Source organism: Acinetobacter sp. TY1, from assembly GCF_048551395.1.
Taxonomy (GTDB): domain Bacteria; phylum Pseudomonadota; class Gammaproteobacteria; order Pseudomonadales; family Moraxellaceae; genus Acinetobacter.
In genome coordinates this window covers 1-18,574 of record NZ_JBLYZK010000019.1, presented here as the reverse complement: position 1 = coordinate 18,574, position 18,574 = coordinate 1, and the positions used below count along the sequence as shown (strand labels likewise).

Annotated in this window: 17 protein-coding genes; 16 read left to right on the top strand and 1 reads right to left on the bottom strand. The window is 34.2% G+C overall.

Features of this window, described 5'->3' with window-relative positions; genetic code table 11:
- Positions 1-3 precede the first annotated feature (3 nt).
- The 15 genes from rfbA to galE are packed head-to-tail and all read left to right on the top strand — an operon-like array spanning position 4 to position 15,598.
- Entirely contained in the window at positions 4-879 is an 876-nt protein-coding gene (gene rfbA, locus ACK2M2_RS11320) for a glucose-1-phosphate thymidylyltransferase RfbA (RefSeq protein WP_419348560.1), read from the top strand.
- The gene (locus ACK2M2_RS11315) at positions 879-1,979 is read left to right on the top strand and encodes a DegT/DnrJ/EryC1/StrS family aminotransferase (protein WP_419348491.1); all 1,101 of its coding nucleotides are present in this window, start codon (positions 879-881) and stop codon (positions 1,977-1,979) included. Before rfbA ends, ACK2M2_RS11315 begins: the two co-directional genes overlap by 1 nt.
- Before the next feature lie 14 nt (positions 1,980-1,993).
- Positions 1,994-2,698 carry a WbqC family protein gene (locus ACK2M2_RS11310; protein WP_419348488.1) on the top strand — a complete coding sequence of 235 codons (705 nt, stop codon included), beginning with the start codon at positions 1,994-1,996 and terminating at the stop codon, positions 2,696-2,698.
- Between the two features lie 34 nt (positions 2,699-2,732).
- On the top strand, positions 2,733-3,713 hold the full coding sequence (locus tag ACK2M2_RS11305; RefSeq protein ID WP_419348485.1) for a hypothetical protein: 981 nt from the start codon (positions 2,733-2,735) through the stop codon (positions 3,711-3,713).
- A complete protein-coding gene (locus ACK2M2_RS11300) occupies positions 3,710-4,273 on the top strand; it encodes a GNAT family N-acetyltransferase (protein ID WP_419348483.1) in 564 nt (187 codons plus the stop codon). Before ACK2M2_RS11305 ends, ACK2M2_RS11300 begins: the two co-directional genes overlap by 4 nt.
- The gene (locus ACK2M2_RS11295; protein ID WP_419348480.1) at positions 4,274-5,785 is read left to right on the top strand and encodes an oligosaccharide flippase family protein; all 1,512 of its coding nucleotides are present in this window, start codon (positions 4,274-4,276) and stop codon (positions 5,783-5,785) included.
- Positions 5,782-6,723: a glycosyltransferase family 2 protein gene (locus ACK2M2_RS11290; protein ID WP_419348477.1), complete on the top strand. Its 942-nt coding sequence runs from the start codon at positions 5,782-5,784 to the stop codon at positions 6,721-6,723. The genes ACK2M2_RS11295 and ACK2M2_RS11290 overlap by 4 nt, the downstream gene beginning before the upstream one ends.
- Before the next feature lie 7 nt (positions 6,724-6,730).
- Positions 6,731-7,909 (top strand): oligosaccharide repeat unit polymerase, encoded by a 1,179-nt coding sequence (gene wzy, locus ACK2M2_RS11285; protein WP_419348475.1) that lies wholly within the window; start codon positions 6,731-6,733, stop codon positions 7,907-7,909.
- Complete coding sequence (locus ACK2M2_RS11280; protein ID WP_419348472.1) at positions 7,906-9,000, top strand: glycosyltransferase; 1,095 nt, start codon at positions 7,906-7,908, stop codon at positions 8,998-9,000. The genes wzy and ACK2M2_RS11280 overlap by 4 nt, the downstream gene beginning before the upstream one ends.
- Positions 8,990-10,150, top strand: a complete 1,161-nt coding sequence (locus ACK2M2_RS11275; RefSeq protein ID WP_419348470.1) for a glycosyltransferase family 4 protein — start codon at positions 8,990-8,992, stop codon at positions 10,148-10,150. The genes ACK2M2_RS11280 and ACK2M2_RS11275 overlap by 11 nt, the downstream gene beginning before the upstream one ends.
- Entirely contained in the window at positions 10,134-10,754 is a 621-nt protein-coding gene (locus ACK2M2_RS11270) for a sugar transferase (protein WP_409512221.1), read from the top strand. The genes ACK2M2_RS11275 and ACK2M2_RS11270 overlap by 17 nt, the downstream gene beginning before the upstream one ends.
- Positions 10,755-10,775: 21 nt before the next feature.
- Positions 10,776-11,651: a UTP--glucose-1-phosphate uridylyltransferase GalU gene (galU, locus tag ACK2M2_RS11265; protein WP_419348468.1), complete on the top strand. Its 876-nt coding sequence runs from the start codon at positions 10,776-10,778 to the stop codon at positions 11,649-11,651.
- Positions 11,652-11,669: 18 nt separating this feature from the next.
- Positions 11,670-12,926, top strand: a complete 1,257-nt coding sequence (locus ACK2M2_RS11260; RefSeq protein WP_419348465.1) for a UDP binding domain-containing protein — start codon at positions 11,670-11,672, stop codon at positions 12,924-12,926.
- Positions 12,923-14,575, top strand: a complete 1,653-nt coding sequence (gene pgi / locus ACK2M2_RS11255; RefSeq protein WP_419348462.1) for a glucose-6-phosphate isomerase — start codon at positions 12,923-12,925, stop codon at positions 14,573-14,575. The genes ACK2M2_RS11260 and pgi overlap by 4 nt, the downstream gene beginning before the upstream one ends.
- A gap of 3 nt (positions 14,576-14,578) precedes the next feature.
- Positions 14,579-15,598, top strand: a complete 1,020-nt coding sequence (galE, locus tag ACK2M2_RS11250; protein WP_419348460.1) for a UDP-glucose 4-epimerase GalE — start codon at positions 14,579-14,581, stop codon at positions 15,596-15,598.
- Between the two features lie 76 nt (positions 15,599-15,674).
- Here galE and ACK2M2_RS11245 read toward each other — a convergent pair whose 3' ends face one another.
- Positions 15,675-17,045 (bottom strand): phosphomannomutase CpsG, encoded by a 1,371-nt coding sequence (locus tag ACK2M2_RS11245; protein ID WP_419348457.1) that lies wholly within the window; start codon positions 17,043-17,045, stop codon positions 15,675-15,677.
- Between the two features lie 349 nt (positions 17,046-17,394).
- Between ACK2M2_RS11245 and ACK2M2_RS11240 the strand changes: the two genes are divergently transcribed.
- On the top strand, positions 17,395-18,574 hold a 1,180-nt coding region (locus tag ACK2M2_RS11240), incomplete at its 3' end, for an Ig-like domain-containing protein (RefSeq protein WP_419348454.1).

Genomic DNA, 18,574 nt, shown 5'->3' with positions numbered 1-18,574 from the left:
TCAATAACAACGAAAGGTATAATATTAGCAGGCGGTTCGGGAACACGGTTATACCCAATTACAAAGGGTGTTTCCAAACAATTGCTGCCTATTTATGATAAGCCAATGGTTTATTATCCATTGTCTGTGTTGATGTTGGCAGGTATTAGTGAAGTACTGATTATCAGTACTCCTGATGATATAGATGGTTTTAAACGACTACTTGGTGATGGATCACAGTTTGGAATCGAATTAACTTACGCAGTTCAACCAAGTCCAGATGGCTTGGCTCAAGCCTTTATTATTGGTGAAAGCTTTATTGGCAACAGTAGTGTTTGTCTTGTACTTGGCGATAATATTTTTTATGGTCAAGGTTTCACTCCTATGCTTAAGCAAGCTATTGCTCGTCAGAAAGGTGCGACTGTTTTTGGTTATCAAGTGAAAGATCCTGAACGCTTCGGGGTAGTTGAGTTTGATGAGCAGAAACGTGCTATTTCTTTAGAAGAAAAACCGATGTACCCAAAGTCGCACTTTGCTGTAACAGGGTTATATTTTTATGATAATGATGTCGTAAAAATTGCAAAAGAAGTTAAGCCTTCTGAACGTGGGGAGTTGGAAATTACAACCGTAAATCAAATGTACTTAGAGCGTGGTGATTTAAGTGTTGAGTTGCTTGGTCGTGGTTTTGCTTGGTTAGATACAGGAACTCATGAAAGTTTACTTGAAGCGGCTCAATTTGTAGAAACCATCGAAAAACGTCAAGGCTATAAGGTGGCTTGTCTCGAAGAGATTGCCTTCAATAATGGTTGGTTGTCTAAACAACAGGTTCTAGAAATTGGTCAAAGTATGAGTAAAAATGATTATGGTCAGTATTTAATTTCTTTGGTGGAAGAGCTGTAATGAATGAGCCTATTTATGTTACCCAGCCCGTTTTGCCTGAATTAGAAGCTTTTATTCCATATTTGGAACAGATTTGGGAAAATAAAATTTTGACTAATTGTGGTCCATTACATCAACAATTAGAAAAGGAATTGTGTGAATACTTAGATGTACCATTTATTTCGCTATTTAATAATGGAACGATTGCACTTGTTACAGCATTACAAGCATTAGATTTAGATCAAGGTGAGGTGATTACTACACCGTATACTTTTGTCGCTACAGCACATTCTATTGTTTGGAATAAGTTGAAACCAGTATTTGTAGATATTGATCCGATTACATCTAATATAGATCCAAATGAGGTTGAAAAAGCAATAACGGATAAAACTGTCGCTATTTTACCTGTGCATTGTTATGGGATTCCTTGTGATGTAGCGTTACTACAAAAAATAGCTGATAAAAATAATTTAAAGCTCATTTATGATGCTGCGCATGCATTTGGGTGCAAGTATCAAGGGCAAAGCTTATTAAATTATGGTGATTTAAGTGTAATTAGTTTTCATGCTACGAAGGTATTTAATACTTTTGAAGGTGGTGCAATTGTTTGTCATAGTGCTGAAATGAAGCAACGTATAGATCAGTTGAAAAATTTTGGTATTGTAAATGAAACAACAATTATTGATGCTTCGTTAAATGGGAAATTGAGTGAAGTTCATGCTGCACTTGGCTTACTACAATTAAAAACGATTGATGAAACATTAGAAGCGCGTAAAAAAGTTGATCAGATTTATCGCAAACTTTTACAAGATGTGCAAGGCATTAAATGTATTTCACGATTAAATATGGAAAAGGATAACTGTTCTTATTTCCCAATAGTAATTTCTGAAGATTATCCTTTAACTCGTGATCAATTATTTGAAAAATTTAAAGTACAAAATGTATTTGCAAGAAAATACTTTTATCCAATTATGACGGATTTGGAAATTTATCAAAAATACAGTGCTGAGACACCACAAGCGCAATTACTTTCTCAACAAGTGCTTTGTCTGCCAATGTATCCAGAGTTAACGATTGAACAAATTCAATTGATTGTGAATGTTATTAAAAGTGTAATGTGATTAGGGTATACATAATGAAATTAGCAATTATGCAACCGTACTTTATGCCATATATTGGGTATTTTCAGTTAATTAATTCGGTTGATAAATTTATTTTTTATGATGATGTTACATTTATTAAACAAGGTTGGATTAACAGAAATCAAATATTGATTAACAATCAAGCTAGTTTATTTAGTATTCCTTTATCAAATGCAAGTTCACATGCATTGATAAGAGATGTACTAATTACTGAAAAAACTTATGAAAAATGGAAAAAATCTTTTCTAAATTCTATACTTTTTAGTTATAAAAAAGCCAAAAATTATGAACCTATTTCTAATTTAATTCGTTCTATTTTAGAGTCGCAACCTAAAACAATTTCAGATCTAGCTATTAGAAGTGTAATTGAGGTTTCACAGTATTTGGGAATTAAAACTGAGTTTCAAATTAGCAGTGAAATATATCAAAATACTCACTTGTCGGGTCAGAATCGTGTGCTTGATATATGTGAAAATGAAAATGTACAGACCTATATTAATCCTATAGGTGGAGTGGAATTGTATTCCAAAAAGGTTTTTTTAGAGCATGGTATGGATTTATTCTTTATTCAATCAAATAAGTCAATATATAAGCAATTTTCGGGTGAATTTATTCCATTTTTATCAATCATTGACGTAATGATGTTTAATGATATTGAGGAAATTCAAGAACAATTAATGAATTTTGATCTTGTTTAATAGTGATGGATCAGATCTTTTAGAGGAAAGCTAAGTGGATTTTAGCCATGATGAAATAGGTGGTTTTTTTGAATTTGGTTTATCTAGGCTAAATCAGTTTCCGTATCCAATAGCAATGCAATATAACTCTGCTCGTTCAGCATTTTATGATTTGTTGAAAAATACATTTATTGAAAAATTATGGATCCCTAGATTTATTTGTGACTCAATGATCGAGCCATTGAATCTTTTGGGGGTTGAAATTTGTTTTTATGACTTGAATTCTGATTTTTCCCCGATACTCCCTGAAGTATTAATGCCAAATGAGTATTTGTTATATGTAAATTATTTTGGATTATGTACATCAGTTCAAAGAAGAATTTTACGAAAATACTCGGGAAAGCAAATTATTTTCGATCACTCACAAGCTTTCTTTGTGCAACCACTTGATTGTTACGCCACAGTTTACTCACCAAGAAAGTTTTTACCAGTTGCAGAGGGGGGGTTGTTAGTTACAAATCAAAATATTGTTCCAGAGTATTACAAAAGAACAGCAGAAGAAATGGTCAAACAATATGAACATGCGTTGTTACGAAGTGTATCGACAGCAACTCATGCCTATAATATTTTTCAACACAATGAAAAAGCATTTGAAGATTGTTTACCAAGGGAAATATCAAAAATTACTGGACAAATGCTTGAGAGTTTTGATTATGCAAGTTTTAAAGAACAAAGGTTAAAAAATTTTAAACTGTTGCATTCTCAATTAGGAGAGTTTAATCAGTTAAAGGTGAATATTGAAGATATTGAGTCACCGTTAACATATCCTTTGTTACTAGATAAAAAACTTTCAAATATGCTTATCCAGTCTAAGATTTATACTCCGACATATTGGTTAGATAGTTTAAAACGAGTGACAAAAGATAGTTTTGAAAATAATTTTATATCAAATGTTACTCATTTGATTTGTGATCAACGGTATGGGGAAAAAGAAATGCAGTTTCAAATAAATAAAGTACAGGAGTGTTTAAAATGAACATCAAAGGTAAGGTTGTTACATTAAGAGCTTTAGAAATAGGTGATTTAGAGCTTTTAACAAAATGGTCAAATTCACCTGAAATTTGGTATAACTTGGGAGGATGGCATTTCCCATATTCAAGTCTAAGTACTGAAGAATATATTAAAAATATTAATCATAATAATATGAAATTTCAAAATTTTGCGATTGAAACTGAGGAAATGGGATTTATTGGGACTACAAATTTGGTCGATATGGACTGGAAAAATCGTACAGCATTTAATGGGATTATGTTGGGTGACAAAGATAGTCGTGGAAAAGGTTATGCATTAGATGCTGTTATGACTGTGATGCGTTATGCTTTTAAAGAATTAGGGTTAAATCGTTTAGATGGTGAAATGATCGCTTATAATGAGCGCTCAATAGACTTTTATACAAGAAAATGTGGTTGGGTTGTGGAGGGTAAAAAGGCTGATTGGTTCTACAGAAATGGTAGGTTTCATGACAAAGTTATTTGTGGCATAACCCATGCTCAATATGATGAGCATATAGCAAAAAATAATTACTGGGATAATTAAGTGTCAGCACTATCATTAAAAATAAATGTTTTGGCTAGCTATACTAGCCAGATTTATTTGGTGATTATTAGTATCGCAATATTGCCTATATATATGAAATATATGGGGGCTGAAGCCTACGGTTTAGTAGGCTTTTTTGCAATGCTACAGGGACTTTTTAGTTTGTTGGATTTTGGACTAACACCAACGATTAGTAGACAAACAGCACTATATAATGCCGGTGCAGAAACAGCTTTGGGTTTTCGTCAACTTTTTAGGTCGCTCAGTGCTATTTTTACAGCAATAGCGCTTATAGGTGGCGGGTTACTTTTTTATTTTAACCATTATATTGCGGTTAGTTGGTTAAAATTGGAGTATCTCAATATCTCAGAAGTTTTGTTTTGCTTACAGATTATGGCGGTCTGTGTCGCGCTCAGGTGGATGACTGGACTATATAGAGGTGTAGTATCAGGTTTTGAGCAAATTGTTTGGTTAAGTGTGGTAAATATTATTATTGCTACTTTAAGATTTCCAGGTGTTTTGCTGTATATGCATTATGTTGGTTTTACTGTTCAAAGCTTTTTTGGATTTCAGCTTATTGTTGCAATCATTGAATTTGTTGTTTTGGCTTTTAAGACTTATTTACTGTTACCCAAAACGGATCAAGAAGAAAATATTGGCTGGTCTTTTAATCCTGTTAAACCAGTCTTAGGCTTTGCATTAACCATTGCATTTACTTCTTCTATTTGGGTATTACTGACTCAACTCGATAAATTTATATTATCAGGCATATTACCTTTGTCTGAGTATGGTTATTTTACTTTGGCCGTTTTAGTGGCTGGGGGTATTTTGCAGATAGGTACTCCAATTAGCTCAGCAATTATGCCAAGAATGGCACGTTTACAAGGTGAAAATAAACATGCGGAAGTAAAAGCGGTTTATTTAGGAGCGACTGAATTTGTTACCGCTATTGTGGTAACTGCTGGATTAGTTTTAGCTGTATTGGCTAAGCCTGTACTTTATGTTTGGACAGGTGATGTGGCACTTTCAGAAAATGCTGCACCTATTTTACAGTTGTATGCTTTGGGCAATGCTATTTTAACTTTAGGTGCTTTTCCTTACTATTTACAGTATGCCAAAGGTAATTTAAGGTTACACTTTATTGGCAATATTGTTACAGCAATACTATTAATTCCAGCCATAATTTGGGCTGCTAAAAACTATGGTGCAATAGGTGCAGGTTGGGCTTGGTTATCAATACAATTTATCTATCTTTTACTATGGGTAAGTTATGTGCATAAAATTATTGAACCAAATATTAATGTACTGTGGTTTAAGTGTTTTTTACCAAGTGTTGCTAGTGTTGCTATAGTATCCTATATACTTATTCATTTTATGAATTTTTCAGAGCAGAGAAGTATTGCATTTTTACAAATTTGTTTTTTTAGCTTGATGTGCCTTATTGTGTCACTGGTTAGCTCTAGAAAAGTTATAAAAATCATTCAGTTAAGAGTGTTAAAGAGATTTCTATGACTGTAGAAAACGGAATTAAAGTATCTGTATGTGTTGTTACTTACAATCAAGAAAATTTTATTGCTGAATGTCTTGATAGTTTAGTTAACCAAGTAACAAGCTTTAAATATGAAATTATAGTTGGAGAGGATTGTTCGACAGATGGCACTCGTGCAATTGTACAGAATTATGTAGATAAATACCCAGACTTAATCATACCTTTATTTTATCAAAATAATCTGGGTGCAGTTGAAAATATTAAACAAGTGTACAAAAAAGCAAAAGGTAAATATATAGCCCATTTGGATGGTGATGATTTGGCATTACCAGGGAAATTACAAAAGCAGTTTGATATTTTAGAAAAAAATTTAGATTGTTCTATTTGTGTTCATAATATGAATGCTGTGGATAAAAATTCAATTCCAATGAAGATAGAATTTACAGTTTTTGATGAAAAAAAATATAGTTTGATTGATATGTATTTAATCAACCCTTTTTTTATTCATTCATCTAAGATGTTTGTAAATAAAATTGATGAATATATTGATCAATTAAATGAAAATGCTTTAGATATCGAGATACATATCGAGCAAGCTAAACAAGGTAATATCTATTTTTTGGAAGAGTGTTTAGGTAGTTATAGGCAATTTGTTGGAGTAACATATAAGGATAAATTAATTAATCCCCTTATTCCTGAGCGTATTCAAGATATCTATGATAAGTTTGACGTAAATAAATTTACAGTGGCTGATGTTAATAGAGTTAATAAAAAATACGCATATATTTTATTACAATATTCTAATCATTATATTTTGAATGATGATAATGAATTAGCTAAGGATTATTTGAGAAAGTCTAAAAGTTATGAATATAGTTTATTGACTTTGCTTTTTAATATTATTTTTATTTGTCCTAATTTTTTTAAAAAAATATTAGTGATTAGGAATCGAGCGAAGTAAATAGTATATGAAAAAAATTCACATCAATCCTTTTTATTTGCTCGTATTTTTCTACCTTATTGTTAATTTTGTTTATGCAATTATTGGTTTTTATAATGGTGCTATGGAAATTGAGTTTCAATACAAAGTTATTGATAGGAATTCGTTTGTTTACGCATTTTTATTTCAACTAATTTCAATTTTTTTTATTGTATTTGCTTATATTTTTGCTTCAGGAAATTTTAGATTTAAAAAATCTTTTGAGTATTCTGATAAGTTAGGTTGTTTTTTATTATTTGGTCAAATTTTTTACTTAATAATAAATCTTATTTATAGTGCGAATATAGCTGGTAGTTCAGAAGTATTTTCTGGTAGCCCATTGTTGAATATTTTTTTTATATTACTACCTTTTGACATTCTATTTTTTATACTTGGTGTCTCTCTGAAAAGCAATAGATTATTTTATTTGAATTCTTTGATATATTTAATTTCAAATTTATCAAGAGGATGGATGGGTGCTCCATTGCTTTTGTTGTTTGCTTTTTTATGTAGAACAGAAGGGTTTTATATAAATGGGAAGAATTTGTTTAAAATATTGATCTCAATTATTATATTTTTTTTAATTTGTCCATATTTGTTAGAATTAAAATGGGTAATTAGAGGTAATTACGATATTATTGATGTGATTGAAAATGTAAATAAATTTGGTTATGAAGAGTACTTGATGGAATCTATGAATTATGTATTTAATAGGTTTCAGCATGTAGGTCATGTTGCTTTAATATTGGACAATAGTGATTATTTGAGCATGAAATATGACCATATGAGTAATATGGTACCATATTGGGCAGAGGGCTTAATACAATCAATATTTATGAATATTGCACATATTGATGGGAATCTTACATTTTCAAGATTTGCAACAATGTATTTGTTTAAAGTTTCGTTAGCTCAAAGTTGGACTACAAATGTAGGAATGGCAGGCTGGTTTTTTATTTTAGGATATAAAGTAATATTTTATATTTTATATATATTATTAATTTTATTTATTCCTTTCTCATTCGTTGCTAAATATGCAGATAGAAGACTTTTTTTAATGTTGAGTACTTTTTCTATTTTTTATTTATTTCATGGTTGGCTGTTTGCATATATTACTTTTTGTACTTATATTTTAATAATAATTTTTTTAAGTAAGATCAAATTATGAATATATTATATTTAGTAACTGGTCTTGGCGGTGGTGGTGCTGAAAAAGTTGTTGCTGATTTGGCAGACCAAATGTTCCAACGTGGTTACCAAGTCAAAATAGCTTATTTAAAGGGCGAGGTCGTTGTACGTCCTGAAAATAGAGAAATTGAGTTAGTATATTTGGGGTTAGAGTCTGTAAAAAATTCAAAAAGTGTTTATAAAAAATATAAGGAACTCTTACAAAAATTTCAGCCTGATGTCGTACATGCACATATGGTACATGCAAATATTTTTGCACGTATCTCACGAATATTTTTTCCAGTTCCAAAGTTAATTTGTACCGCACATAGTAATAATGAAGGTGGAAAGGGGCGGATGTTCGCTTACCGATTAACGCACCATTTATCTGATCTGACAACCAATGTTAGTCAGTCTGCATCTCGAAGTTTTGAAACTTTAGGCGCTGTTCCTAAAAATGGAATAACAACCGTTTATAATGGAATAAACTTAAATCGTTTTCATAGCCCAGAGCAAACGGATCATAATATGCGTTTATCTCTAGGTTTATTAGATAGTGATATAATGTTATTGGCTGTTGGACGGTTACATGAAGCTAAAGATTATCCGAATTTATTTAATGCTATTGAAATATTATTGAAAAATAATGTTGAATATAAGCATCTACATCTGTTTGTGGTAGGAGATGGTGATTTAAAACTGGAATTAGAACAATTAATTATAGATAAAGAACTAAAGAATCAAGTGCATTTACTTGGTAGAAGAAACGATATTCCACAATTGATGTCAGCTGCAGATATATTTATCTTATCATCTTCATTTGAGGGTTTTGGTTTAGTTGTCGCAGAGGCTATGGCATGCGAAACGTATGTTGTTGCTACTGATTGTGGTGGAGTTAAAGAAGTCATGGGGGGATTTGGCACATTAGTTCCCAAAAGTGATTCTAAATTACTTGCCGAAGCTATCGAACATGCATTGCAATTGGATTCTAGTGAAAAAGACAATAATTGTATTGGTGCATTGCAATACGTAAAAAACACCCTTGCATTGGACAACATCGTAGGGCAATGGATCGAAATATATGAGTCATAAAAAAAAGATTGCGTTAATTGGTACTACAGGTGCGAGTTTCTATGGATTCCGTGCAGATTTAATTAAAAAATTAGTGTTGGAAGGACATTATGTATATGCGCTTACATCTGAGTATACAGAGCAATGTATTGATAAAATCAAAGCATTAGGTGCTGAGCCAATTACGTATAACTTAAATAGAGGTGGTCTTAATCCTTTTGCAGATATTGCTTCTTATTTACAGTTAAAGCGTATTTTAAAAGAACTTAAACCAGATATAGTATTTTCATATTTTGCAAAACCTGTGATCTATGGAAGTTTAGCAGCTAAGGCAGCAGGTGTTCCAAGTGTTATTGGTATGCTAGAAGGGTTGGGTTACACATTTACCAATCAACCAGAAGGGCAAAGCAATAAAACCAAATTAGTCAAAAGTGTGCAGGTTATGCTCTATAAAATTGCATTTCCTTGTTTAGATAAAATGATTTTTCTTAATAAAGATGATCAACAAGATTTGATGCATACATATGGTTTAAATGTTCCTGAAGTACATATTTTGGGTGGAATTGGGTTGCATTTAGATCAATATCCTTTTTCAATAGCATCATCAGATCCTATAAAATTTTTATTTATAGGTCGGTTGCTTAAAGAAAAAGGAGTTTTTGAACTTATCGAAGCAATGCGTATTGTAAAGAAAAATTATCCACAAGCACATTTTACAATTTTAGGTGCTATTGATCATCAAAATATGGGGGCTTTAAACCAAGATACCTTAAATCAGTTAATCCAAGAGAAATTATTTGAATATCCAGGTTATGTTACAAATGTACAAAATTGGATAGCTGACAGTAGTGTGTTTGTTCTGCCATCATATAGGGAAGGTGTACCGCGTAGCACTCAAGAAGCAATGGCTATTGGGCGAGCAATAATAACTACGGATGTACCTGGTTGCCGTGAAACTGTTGTTGATGGTGTGAACGGCTTTTTAGTTCCCTGCTGGAATCCTGAAGCATTGGCAGAAAAAATGTGTTATTTTATAGAACATCCAGAACAAGTCGGCTTGATGGGGTTTGAAAGTCATAAAATGGCCACAGAGCACTTCGATGCTGATAAGGCAAATAAAAAATTATTTGAAATAATGGGTTTAAAACAGTCAAATGAAAAGATTACTTGATATCATCATAGCATCAATAGCGTTGTTGTTACTTTCCCCTGTTTTTATATTGGTTGCTTTCAAAGTTCGTAAAAATTTGGGTTCTCCAATTTTCTTTTACCAAGAACGACCTGGTAAAAATGGAAAACTTTTTAAAATGATGAAGTTTCGCTCGATGAAAGATGCGAATGACAGCCAAGGCAATCCATTACCCGATGAACAGCGAATTACACCATTTGGTCAAAAACTTCGTTCAACAAGTTTGGATGAAATGCCACAACTCATCAATGTACTTAAAGGCGATATGAGTGTAGTTGGTCCGCGTCCAATGTTGAAAGAATTTGTTGAACTTTACTCGCCTGAGCAAGCTCGACGCCTTGAAGTTCGTCCAGGTATGACAGGACTTGCACAAATCAGTGGTCGTAACGATCTTGATTATGAAGAGCGCTTCAAATGTGATGTATGGTATGTCGATCATCATAATATATTTGTTGATTTTAAAATTATGTTTAAAACAGTTTCCGTTATGACTAATAAAGAGGGCATTAATGCTCCTGGTCATGTTGGTCCTTCATTGTTTCAAGGCAATGAATCACAAAAAACAAATGATGAAGTAAAGTCATAAATTGAAAATTGAAGTTTAAATATGATCAAAAAAGCTATTCTTCCAGTTGCAGGTTTGGGTACTCGTTTTTTACCAGCAAGTAAATCTATTCCAAAAGAAATGGTCACCATTGTCGATCGACCTGCAATTGAGTATGTTGTTAAGGAAGCTGTAGCAGCAGGTATAGAGCAAATTGTACTTGTCACGCATTCTTCAAAAGCATCCATTGAAAATTATTTTGATCGTAATTTTGAACTTGAAACGACTCTTGAAAATAAGAAAAAATTTGATTTACTGAAAGAAATTACTGAAATTTTACCTCCACATGTGTCTGTGATCAGTGTACGTCAACCTCAGCCTTTGGGCTTAGGTCATGCTGTACTTTGCGCTAAAGAAATTATTGGTGATGAGGATTTTGCCGTACTTTTACCCGATGTATTGATTAAAAATACTGCTACTGCTAATGATTTGAACTTGATGATTCAACGCTTTAATTCAACCTTAGCAGCACAAATTATGGTTGAAGCTGTGCCCGATGATCTAGTTGATCAGTATGGAATTGTTGATGTTGCTCAAGCACCTGCTGAAGGTGAGAGTTCAATCATGCAAGGTATTGTTGAAAAGCCCGCTGTAGGCACAGCACCATCAAATTTATCTGTGGTGGGGCGTTATGTTTTACCTGCAAAAATTATGCAGTTATTAGAAAATACGCCTAAAGGTGCGGGAAAAGAAATTCAACTCACAGATGCAATTGCAGCGTTACAAAAAATTGAAAATGTTGAAGCTTACCGCATGAAAGGTCAAACCTTTGACTGTGGTAGTAAAATTGGTTATCTGAAAGCAGTCTTGCATTATGGCATTGAACATCCAAAATTGGGTGATGAATTTAAACAGCTTATTCAAGCGTTAAAATTATAATAAAATTTTAGGTGCTGCATGAAAATTAATGTTTTTGGAGCGACCCTGCAAGCGGGTGTACTTGCGGGATTGTTCGCAGAACATGGGCATCAAGTATTTTGGTGTTCAAATGAACTTAGTCGTAAGGATCAAGTTCATTATCAAAATGAAGATGTGAATCGGTTGATTCAACAACAAGTTATATCAGGGTTTTTACATCAAGGCTCTTTTGATGAATTACCTTTAGATAATGATGTGTATGTTTTTAGTTATGCCGCAACTGAGCAAGATCGTGCATTAGCCTTATTGGATCGTATCCATCAGATTACAGTTGAACCAAAGGGTTTGTTCATCAATGGGTCAACTTTTGGTTTGCACGGTACTGAAGCACTCAAACAAAAATTAAATACCGAAAACTGGGCTTATTTACCTGATGTTATTCAGGAAGGGAATGCGCTTGGTAGTTTTACCTATGCAAAACAAGTCATTGTGGGTGTAGATCATGATGATGTGAAGTCAATGATGCAAGAGCTGCTCCGTCCATTTTTTCAATTCCAACATCAGTATTTATTTATGCCGATTCTTGATGCGGAATTTACAAAATTGAGTATTTCTGGCATGTTGGCAATGCGTATTGGATATATGAATGATCTTGCATTGGTATCAGAAAAGCTTGGTATTGATATTTTTAATGTACAACAAGGTCTAGCCGCAGATAGTCGAATTGGTTCGGCCTATTTGTCAGCAGGTGCAGGCTTTGGTGGTGAAAATTTTTCACATGATATTTTAACTTTATCGAATACAGTTTCAGATATTGGTGTACGAAGTCAATTGTTTGAACAAGTTTGGCAAAATAATGAACGACAAAAAGAAGTGTTATTCCGAAAATTATGGAATCATTTTCAAACTAATTTAAAACATAAAAAAATTGCGATTTGGGGGGCTTCATTTAAAGAAAATACCTCAAGTATTCATAATGCACCCATCCATGCTTTGCTTGAAGCCTTGTGGGCGCAAGGGGCAATCGTACATTTACATGATCCTCAAGCCTTACCTGAAATTCACCAGTACTATGGTGATCGTTCAGATTTAATCTTATTTGAGGATCAATATCAGGCGACTGCTCAGTCCGATGCATTATGTTTGATGACAGCTTGGAAACAATATTTAAGTCCTGACTTTCAAAAATTAAAATCTCAAATGAAGCATTTACTGTTGCTTGATGGGCGTAATGTTTATGATCCAGCTTTTGTGAAAGCTCAAGGTTTTACTTATCAAGGGGTTGGGCGTTCATGAGTGATTCAAATCAGATAAAAGATCCGACCTTTTTACAGTTAAAACTATTATCTGAACAATTTTCAGAACTACATTTAAATGATCTCTTTGATCAAGATAATTTGCGTTTTGAGCAATTGTCTACGCAATTTGAACAATTGGTTTTTGATTATAGTAAGCAGCGTCTACAGCAACCTGTGATGGATGTTTTATTACAATTTGCAATATCAAAGCAATTAAAGTCATGGATTCATCGATTATTTTCAGATGAACAGATTAACTATACAGAGCAACGTGCAGCCATGCATTGGGCTTTGCGTGTGCCTAAACATGTGCAAACTGAGATTAATCATGATGTTCATCAACAACTTGATCGGATGTATCAAGTCGTTGAAAAAATTCATGCTGGACAGTACCGTGGTTATACGGGGGAAGTCATTCGTGATGTGGTGAATATTGGTGTCGGTGGTTCTGATCTTGGGCCATTGATGGTCAGTCATGCATTACAAGATTTTAAGGTTCACACAACGCAATCTTTAGATGTGCATTTTGTTTCGACCATTGATGGTAGTCAGCTATCAGAATTGTTACATCAACTGCGTCCAGAAACGACTTTATTTATTATTTCATCTAAATCTTTTGGCACCATTGATACGCTTTCCAATGCGCACACGGTTCGTCAATGGCTTGAAAAAGCACTGGGGCAAGATACGGGTGTTGTTAAAAGTCACTTTATTGGTGTTTCAACTAAACCTGAAAAGATGACCGAATGGGGGATTCATCCTGATAACCAGTTTTTACTTTGGGACTGGGTGGGGGGGCGCTATTCTTTATGGTCATGTATTGGTTTCCCGATAGCATTAACTATTGGTGTAGAAGGCTTTAAACAATTTCTTGCAGGTGCTTATTCGATAGATGAGCATTTTCAGAACGAGCCATTTGAGCAAAATATTCCTGTTTTAATGGGAATGTTGGGGGTGTGGAATAATAACTTTCTAAATATTCAGACACATGCGGTATTACCTTATGATGGTCGTTTAAAATATTTTGCGGCATATTTACAGCAGTTAGAAATGGAGTCAAATGGCAAATCCATTCAACGCAATGGACAGTCTGTCGATATGGATACTTGCCCGATTTTATGGGGTGAAGTAGGGCCAAATGCGCAGCATGCCTTTTATCAACTATTGCATCAAGGGACACATTCGGTACATTGTGATTTTATTGCTCCTGTACATCGTTACAAAGCCAACCAATTTACTTATGCAGAAAATGCAGAAGCATTGATTGAACAGCATCATTTAGCGTTGTCGAATTGTTTGGCCCAGTCAAGATTATTGGCGTTTGGTAACAAAGCTTTAAATCAGCAAGAAATTGAATCATTACCCATGTATAAACAATATACTGGCAATCAACCAAGTACGACAATTTTGCTCAAAGAACTGAATCCTTATAGCTTGGGTATGTTAATTGCGAGTTATGAACATAAAGTGTTTGTACAGTCGGTGATTTGGAATATCAACCCATTTGATCAATGGGGCGTAGAAAAAGGCAAAGAAATTGCCAACCAGTTGTTACCTATTTTAAATGGTACAGCACATAATTTTGAACATTTAGATGCATCAACTCAGGGGTTGATTAAAGTCCTCTTGAATCAGGAAGAGATTTAAAAAATGGCAAATATTTTAGTAACAGGTGGTGCAGGTTATATTGGTTCACATACTTGTGTCGAATTATTGACGGCAGGGCATGATGTTGTTGTACTAGATAATTTGTCTAATAGTTCAGAAGAATCGCTCAAGCGAGCTCAGGTGTTAGCTAATAAGACCCTAACGTTTATTGAGGGTGATATTCGTGATGCTAAAGCATTGGATCAACTCTTTAGTCTGTATAAGATTGATGCAGTGATTCATTTTGCAGGTTTAAAGGCGGTAGGTGAAAGCCAGCAAATTCCACTTACTTATTTTGATAATAATATTGCGGGTTCAATTAACCTTGTTCAAGCGATGGCTCGAGCAAATGTTTTGAAACTGGTTTTCAGTTCTTCAGCAACAGTTTACGATGAAGCTAATGTTTCACCTTTAAATGAGACAATGCCAACAGGTATGCCAAGCAATAATTATGGTTATACTAAATTGATTGTAGAGCAATTATTAGAAAAATTATCGATTTCTGATGAGCGTTGGTCAATTGCTTTGTTGCGCTATTTTAATCCCGTTGGTGCACATAAAAGTGGTCGAATTGGTGAAGATCCTCAAGGAATTCCAAATAATTTAATGCCATTTGTCACGCAAGTTGCAGTGGGTCGCCGTGAAGAGCTTTCTATTTATGGTAATGATTACGACACTATAGATGGTACAGGTGTACGTGATTATATTCATGTGGTTGATTTAGCGAATGCACATTTATGTGCATTGAATAATCGCTTATTTGCAACAGGTTGCCGTGCTTGGAATATTGGAACAGGTAATGGTTCATCTGTTTTAGAAGTGAAAAATGCCTTTGAAAAAGTAAATGGTGTTCCTGTTGCATTTAAATTTGCACCACGTCGTGAGGGCGATGTTGCGATTTCATTTGCCGATAATGCTCGTGCTGTTTCAGAATTAAATTGGACACCAAAATATCAATTGGAAGACATGCTTGCTGATAGCTGGAACTGGCAGAAGCAGAATCCAACAGGCTATAAAAACTGATTGATATAAAGACAGTTTTATTCAGATTGAAAAAAGGAGTCCATAAGGGCTCCTTTTTCTTTTAATCGACAGGAGATTAACCTTGAATCAATTGGGTCAATTCATTTACATAATCTTGCATCGGTTTTGGATTTTTGTCTGTACGGCTTTCAATATTCAAACGGAGCAACGGCTCTGTATTCGAGGCGCGAATATTTAAACGCCATGCACCGAAATCAAGACTTACACCATCGGTACGATCAATCGTAGGTTGTTGATCTACATAATTGTCAAAAATTTTCTGAATGGTCTTTTGAGTATCTTCAACTTTAAAGTTAATTTCACCACTACATGGAAATTTAGCAATCATCCCTTCAACTAAAGAGGAAAGAGATTGTTTAGTTTCAGATAATACGGCTATCGCCAATAGCCACGGAATCATACCACTATCACAATAGGCAAAATCACGGAAATAATGATGAGCACTCATTTCACCACCATATACTGCATTTTGTTCACGCATTTTATCTTTAATAAATGAATGACCAGATTGTGATTGAACAGCAATACCTTGATATTTTTCAATGATATCAAGCGTATTCCAAACTAAGCGCGGATCATGAACAATCTTTTCCCCAGCTTGTTTCAATAAGAAAGCCTGTGCTAGTAAACCAACAATATAATAGCCTTCAATGAATTGCCCTTTCTCATCAAATAAGAAGCAACGGTCAAAATCACCATCCCATGCAATACCCATATCTGCTTGATGCTCAAGTACAGCATTTGAGGTACTTGCACGATTCTCAATTAAAATTGGATTGGGAATACCATTTGGAAATGTACCATCAGCATCATTATGAATTTTAATGAATTCAACTGGAATATTGAGCTGCTTAAATTGAGCTTCAATTGCATCAACGACATGACCTGCTGCACCATTGCCAGCATTCATCACGAGTTTTAATGGACGAATTGAAGAAGGATTAATATATCCCATCAAATGCTGAATAAATTCAGGAAGAATATTAAATTTTTCTGTTGAGCCTTTTTGATTTACTTCAATGAATTGTTCAGATTCAGCCAAAGTCTGAATCTCTTTTAAACCAGAATCCGCACCAATGGGACGAGCATTTTCACGTACAAGCTTAAGTCCATTGTAATCCATTGGATTATGGCTGGCAGTGATTTCAATACCACCTTGTACATCTAAATGAAATGCACCGAAATAAACTTCTTCCGTACCTGTCAAACCTAGGTCAAGAACATTCACACCCGCATCATTTAAGCCCCGAATCGTGGCTTGTTTTAAAGCTTCACTGGTTAGACGAACATCACATCCGACTACAATTTTTTTTGGTTGATAGATCTGACCATAAGCCCGACCTATTTTATAGGCAATATCTTCATTCAGCTCTGTCCCGAGCTTTCCACGAATATCATAGGCTTTAAAGCAGGTGAGTTTATTCATTCTTCGATCGTTCTTTAGTGTTAGTGACATATATCAAAAGTATAGCTTAAATTGGATTAAATGATCAGATTCTTGTTTGTTGGTCAGAAATGTAAAGCAAAACTTAAATTTATATATTCCGATAAACTGTCAGATATTTTTATAAATTATTAAAAGATTTAGAAAAACAAATTGTTATGAATATTGATGTGATACGTGAAAATGTTATTGATCGGAAATTTCGGAGGGGGTTGAAAAAAAATTGATCAATTTAAATAAAAATGTTAAAAATGCCTACCAAATCACAGAAATGCAAAAAATATTGCAACATCTATAAAAATTCATGCAACTTTGCTTAAGGTATAAAAATATGTCTAATCAAGATATTACAAATTTGAACGCAGTCACTGCAAGCATTCTTCCTTCACCTACTTTCAACGTAGGTCTAAATGGTCTTAACGTGTCTGGACTAGGGGAGATTGGCTTTACAGGTACAGTTACAATTACCAATCAGAAAGGCGAGATTGTCGGTAGTGGTTTATATAATAGCCTTGGCCGCTATTCATTTAATTTAACAAAACCACAGCTAAATGGTGAAAAATTATTTGCAACATTAACAGATGGGAACGGAAATTCTTCATTGCCAGTGGGAGCTACTGCTCCAGATATTACACCACCAGAACCACCGTCTGTTGTGTTTAATGCCGCTGGTAGTAATATTTCAGGGGTGAGTGAACCTGATGCCCGAATTAAAATTGTTGATTCAGCCTCAGGCCGTATCATTGCTACAGCAATTGCAGATAAGGATGGGACGTATTCAGTAACTATAAAACCTGCTTTAACAAATGGTCAAGAGATCGAAGTTACAGCGATGGACTTGAGTGACTTGATATCTGAGCCTGCAGTGGTGAAAGCTCCAGTGGTTATTTTACCAAAGTCACCCACTGATGTTGAAGTTGTCGATGGTGGTACGACTGTTACAGGTAAAGCTGAATCAGGTCAAAAAATTGATATCAAAGATGCAAATGGTAAAGATATTGGAACAGGGATAACTGATTCTAATGGTAATTTTGAAATTAAATTGGATGTTCCACAAAAAAATGGTGAACCAGTTTCTGTAACAGCGACTGATTTAAATACAACATTGGTATCACCACCAACAGAAGTGAATGCTCCAGATTTAACACCACCAAATGCACCAACAGCAACTGTAGATCAAACGACAGGTGAAGTTGTCACAGGTAAAGCACAGCCGAATAGCGACATCGAAGTTAAAGATGCGACTGGTAAAGTAATTGGTACGGGCAAAACAGATGCAAATGGTGATTATTCTGTGAAACTAGATGTGCCACAGAAAGATGGTGAAACGGTTGCCGTTACAGCATCAGATGCAGGCGGTAAATCACCTGCGACAAATGCACAAGCACCAGATTTAACACCACCGAATGCACCGACAGCAACTGTAGATCAAAAGACAGGTGAAGTTGTCACAGGTAAAGCACAGCCGAACAGCGACATCGAAGTTAAAGATACGACTGGTAAAGTAATTG

Coding starts and splice junctions, on each gene's coding strand:
- ACK2M2_RS11315 (WP_419348491.1), top strand. CDS start 879: ATGAATGAGCCTATTTATGTTACCCAGCCCGTTTTGCCTGAATTAGAA.
- ACK2M2_RS11300 (WP_419348483.1), top strand. CDS start 3,710: ATGAACATCAAAGGTAAGGTTGTTACATTAAGAGCTTTAGAAATAGGT.
- ACK2M2_RS11290 (WP_419348477.1), top strand. CDS start 5,782: ATGACTGTAGAAAACGGAATTAAAGTATCTGTATGTGTTGTTACTTAC.
- wzy (WP_419348475.1), top strand. CDS start 6,731: ATGAAAAAAATTCACATCAATCCTTTTTATTTGCTCGTATTTTTCTAC.
- ACK2M2_RS11310 (WP_419348488.1), top strand. CDS start 1,994: ATGAAATTAGCAATTATGCAACCGTACTTTATGCCATATATTGGGTAT.
- pgi (WP_419348462.1), top strand. CDS start 12,923: ATGAGTGATTCAAATCAGATAAAAGATCCGACCTTTTTACAGTTAAAA.
- ACK2M2_RS11245 (WP_419348457.1), bottom strand. CDS start 17,045: ATGAATAAACTCACCTGCTTTAAAGCCTATGATATTCGTGGAAAGCTC.
- ACK2M2_RS11280 (WP_419348472.1), top strand. CDS start 7,906: ATGAATATATTATATTTAGTAACTGGTCTTGGCGGTGGTGGTGCTGAA.
- galE (WP_419348460.1), top strand. CDS start 14,579: ATGGCAAATATTTTAGTAACAGGTGGTGCAGGTTATATTGGTTCACAT.
- ACK2M2_RS11270 (WP_409512221.1), top strand. CDS start 10,134: ATGAAAAGATTACTTGATATCATCATAGCATCAATAGCGTTGTTGTTA.
- galU (WP_419348468.1), top strand. CDS start 10,776: ATGATCAAAAAAGCTATTCTTCCAGTTGCAGGTTTGGGTACTCGTTTT.
- ACK2M2_RS11260 (WP_419348465.1), top strand. CDS start 11,670: ATGAAAATTAATGTTTTTGGAGCGACCCTGCAAGCGGGTGTACTTGCG.
- ACK2M2_RS11275 (WP_419348470.1), top strand. CDS start 8,990: ATGAGTCATAAAAAAAAGATTGCGTTAATTGGTACTACAGGTGCGAGT.